This window comes from Ectobacillus ponti (genome assembly GCF_024294785.1).
In the GTDB taxonomy this organism is placed as follows: Bacteria; Bacillota; Bacilli; order Bacillales; family Bacillaceae_G; genus Ectobacillus; species Ectobacillus ponti.
In genome coordinates, this window is the sequence record NZ_JANCLT010000101.1 from 1 (window position 1) to 550 (window position 550).

Here is a 550-nt window from a genome sequence, read left to right on the forward strand (position 1 = left end):
AGCGAGGTCCCCCCGCCTACGGCGGAGGCGTCCATGGCGGCGGCGGCACCGTAGCCGCCCTCACGGCGCCCGTAGCCGCCGTAGCCACCGTAGCCGCCCTCACGGCGCCCGTAGCCGCCGCCACCTCCTCCGTAGCCGCCGCCTCCACGACCGCCGCCGTAGCCGCCACCGCCGCCGCCGTAGCCCCCGCCTCCGCCGCCGGAGCGGCGGGACTGGGCCTCATTGACGGTGATGTTGCGGCCGTCGAGCTCCTTGCCGTTCATGCCCTCGATGGCGTCGCGCATCGACTGCTCGGAGGAGAAGGTGACGAAGCCAAACCCACGTGACCTCCCCGTCTCCCTGTCGTTGATGATCTTGGACTCGAGGATCTCGCCGAAGGTGGAGAAGGCGGCTTCGAGGGAGCGGTCGTCGGTGGCCCAGGCGAGGCCGCCGACGAAGCAGCGGTACTCGACATCCGGCGCCGCCATGCTTTCCCACCAACCCCACGAAGAATAAAAAAAAACGAAATCGAACCGGACCCGAACCGAACCGAACCGGGAGGGGGAGGAGA

General features: G+C 69.5%; 1 protein-coding gene. It reads right to left on the bottom strand.

Annotated features, from left to right (window positions below; genetic code table 11):
* A partial coding sequence (locus NK662_RS24755) for an RNA-binding protein (RefSeq protein WP_254761374.1) occupies nucleotides 1-467 on the bottom strand: 467 nt, incomplete at its 3' end.
* Nucleotides 468-550 lie beyond the last annotated feature (83 nt).